Source organism: Promicromonospora kroppenstedtii DSM 19349, from assembly GCF_000515355.1.
In the GTDB taxonomy this organism is placed as follows: domain Bacteria; phylum Actinomycetota; class Actinomycetes; order Actinomycetales; family Cellulomonadaceae; genus Promicromonospora; species Promicromonospora kroppenstedtii.
The window spans coordinates 10,971-14,314 of sequence record NZ_KI911656.1 but is presented as its reverse complement, the minus strand read 5'-3'; the positions used below and the strand labels follow the sequence as shown (position 1 = coordinate 14,314).

The window sequence follows — 3,344 nt, the reverse complement described above, 5'->3', positions numbered from 1 at the left end:
TCCCCGACAACGGCGGCGCCCAGCCGGTCGACGCCCCCGTGGTCGACGGCGGCCCCGCCGCCCGGTTCACCACGCTGCCCGCCAAGGCGGCCGTCGCCGCCGTCCGCGAGGCGGGCATCCCGGCCGGGGTCACCTACAGCGCCGGGACGTACGTCTGCAACGCCACCTTCTACGCCCTGCAGCACGCGCTCGCCGAGCACCCCGGGGTGCTCTCGGGCTTCGTCCACGTGCCGCGCACCACGGAGGAGCTGGCGGCGCGGGACTCCGAGTCCGCCCCGACCGACGGCGGCGAACCGCACCTCCCGGTCGACGCCCTGGCCGGCGCCCTGGAGATCGTCGTGCGCACGGCCCTGGGGGCGGTCCGCGGCGAGGTGAGCGAGCCGGCGGTGGCGGCGGGCACGCTGCACTGACGGGGGCTCGTTCACCGGAGTGTCAGTGGTCCGCCGTACGGTAGTGGCATGCGACCCGTGACCGACCTGCAGCGCACGGTGGCCCCGTTCGAGGTCATCTCCGAGTACCAGCCCGCCGGCGACCAGCCGACGGCCATCGCCGAGCTCACCGAACGCGTCCAGGCGGGCGAGAAGGACGTGGTGCTGCTCGGCGCCACGGGTACGGGCAAGTCCGCGACCACGGCCTGGCTCGTCGAGAAGCTCCAGCGCCCGACCCTGGTGATGGCGCCGAACAAGACGCTCGCCGCGCAGCTCGCCACGGAGTTCCGTGAGCTGCTGCCCAACAACGCGGTCGAGTACTTCGTCTCGTACTACGACTACTACCAGCCCGAGGCGTACATCGCGCAGACGGACACCTACATCGAGAAGGACTCCTCGATCAACGACGAGGTGGAGCGGCTGCGCCACTCCGCGACCTCGTCGCTGCTGACGCGGCGCGACGTCGTCGTGGTCGCCTCGGTGTCCTGCATCTACGGCCTCGGCACGCCGCAGGAGTACGTGGACCGCATGGTCCGGCTCGACGTCGGCGACGTGGTCGACCGGGACCAGCTGCTGCGCCAGTTCGTGACCATGCAGTACACGCGCAACGACATGTCGTTCACGCGCGGCACGTTCCGGGTGCGCGGCGACACGGTCGAGATCATCCCCGTGTACGAGGAGCTGGCGATCCGGATCGAGATGTTCGGCGACGAGATCGAGTCGATCCAGACCCTGCACCCGCTCACGGGCGACGTCGTCCGCGACGAGAAGTCGATCTACGTGTTCCCGGCCACGCACTACGTCGCCGGCCCGGAACGCATGGAGCGCGCCATCGGCGGCATCGAGAAGGAGCTGGAGGAGCGGCTGGCCGAGCTGGAGAAGCAGGGCAAGCTGCTGGAGGCGCAGCGGCTGCGCATGCGCACCACCTACGACATCGAGATGATGCGCTCGATCGGCACCTGCGCCGGCATCGAGAACTACTCGATGCACATCGACGGCCGCGAGCCGGGCACCGCGCCCAACACGCTGCTCGACTACTTCCCCGAGGACTTCCTGCTCGTCATCGACGAGTCGCACCAGACCGTGCCGCAGATCGGGGCCATGTTCGAGGGCGACGCCTCGCGCAAGCGCGCGCTGGTGGACCACGGGTTCCGCCTGCCCAGCGCCATGGACAACCGCCCGCTGAAGTGGGAGGAGTTCACCGAGCGGATCGGCCAGACGGTGTACCTGTCGGCCACGCCCGGCGACTACGAGCGCTCGCTGTCCGACGGCGTCGTGGAGCAGGTCATCCGCCCCACCGGCCTGGTGGACCCCGAGGTGGTCATCAAGCCGACGACGGGGCAGATCGACGACCTGCTCGGCGAGATCCGCGACCGGGTGGACCGCGACGAGCGCGTGCTGGTGACCACGCTGACCAAGAAGATGGCCGAGGACCTCACGGACTACTTCCTGGAGCGCAACGTCCGGGTGCGCTACCTGCACTCCGACGTGGACACGCTCCGCCGCGTGGAGCTGCTGCGCGAGCTGCGGCTCGGCGAGTACGACGTGCTGGTGGGCATCAACCTGCTGCGTGAGGGCCTCGACCTGCCCGAGGTGTCGCTGGTCGCGATCCTCGACGCCGACAAGGAGGGCTTCCTGCGGTCCGGGCGCTCGCTGATCCAGACGATCGGCCGTGCCGCCCGTAACGTCTCGGGCCAGGTGCACATGTATGCCGACAAGATCACGCCGGCCATGCAGATGGCACTGGACGAGACCAACCGGCGCCGCGAGAAGCAGATCGCGTACAACACCGAGCGCGGGCTGGACCCCCAGCCGCTGCGCAAGAAGATCGCTGACGTCACCGACATGCTCGCCCGCGAGGACCTCGACACCGCCGAGCTGCTGGCCGGCGGGTACCGCAACAGCCGCAAGGCGAAGGGCGAGGGCCGGGCGCCCGTGCCCGGTTCGCCCAAGGAGGCCGCGTCGAGCGGCAACCGGCTGGCGGGCGCCGCCGCGAGCGAGCTGGCGGAGCTCATCCAGGAGCTCGCCGACCAGATGCACGCCGCGGCCGCGGAGCTGCAGTTCGAGGTGGCGGCGCGCCTGCGCGACGAGATCTCGGGCCTCAAGAAGGAGCTGCGGCAGATGCAGGCCGCGACCGCCTGAGCGCGGCCCGGCACCGGCCACTGACACCCACCACCGACACGAGGAGCCCCACGATGGCGCTGACGTTCCAGGTGACCTTCGACGCGGCAGACCCCCGCGCGCTCGGTGACTTCTGGTGCCGGGTGCTGGGCTACGTGCGAGAGGAGCCGCCCGGGGGCTTCGTCACGTGGGAGGAGGCCCTGACGGCCTGGGGCCTGCCCGAGGAGCGCTGGAACGACAAGAACGCCGTGCGCGACCCCGACGGCGCCGGCCCGCGCATCTTCATCCAGAAGGTCCCCGAGCCCAAGGCCGCGAAGAACCGCATGCACCTCGACGTCAACGTGAGCGGCGGCCTGAGCGGCGCCGAGCGCATCGCGAAGGTCCGGGCCGAGGCGGAGCGCGTCGTCGCCCTCGGGGCGAGCGTCGTCGACGAGATGACCGAGCTCGGCGAGTTCTGGATCGTGCTGCGCGACCCGGAGGGCAACGAGTTCTGCCTGCAGTGACGGCCCGAGTTCATCCTTGACCCGTTCGCCCGGCCCGGTGGACCCTGATCGCGCAGGGGGCAGCGCACGTCCGGGCGAGCGGGGCCAGGAGGCCGAATGCGGGCACTGACGCAGGACAGGTACGGCTGGGAACACCTCAGGGTCGGCGAGGTGCCCGACCCGGAGCCCGGCGAGGGGCAGGTGCTGGTCAAGGTTCGCGCGGCCGGCGTCAACCCCTATGACTGGCACTACGCCACCGGGCAGCCGCTCGTCGCGCGCGCGATGATGGGCACCTTCACCGGCCCCCGCCCGC

General features: G+C 71.1%; 4 protein-coding genes. All 4 read left to right on the top strand.

Annotation, left to right across the window (positions count from 1 at the left end; translation table 11 throughout):
* Nucleotides 1–410 (top strand): pyroglutamyl-peptidase I family protein (locus PROKR_RS10745; RefSeq protein ID WP_036963008.1); only part of this gene is annotated, 410 nt, incomplete at its 5' end.
* A 48-nt stretch (nt 411–458) separates the two neighbouring features.
* Nucleotides 459–2,570, top strand: a complete 2,112-nt coding sequence (gene uvrB, locus PROKR_RS10740) for an excinuclease ABC subunit UvrB (protein WP_036963006.1) — start codon at nt 459–461, stop codon at nt 2,568–2,570.
* Nucleotides 2,571–2,623: 53 nt separating this feature from the next.
* Nucleotides 2,624–3,052: a VOC family protein gene (locus tag PROKR_RS10735; RefSeq protein WP_036963004.1), complete on the top strand. Its 429-nt coding sequence runs from the start codon at nt 2,624–2,626 to the stop codon at nt 3,050–3,052.
* 96 nt (nt 3,053–3,148) lie between these two features.
* Nucleotides 3,149–3,344, top strand: a 196-nt coding sequence (locus tag PROKR_RS34595; RefSeq protein ID WP_036963002.1) for an alcohol dehydrogenase catalytic domain-containing protein, incomplete at its 3' end; no start/stop codon positions are given.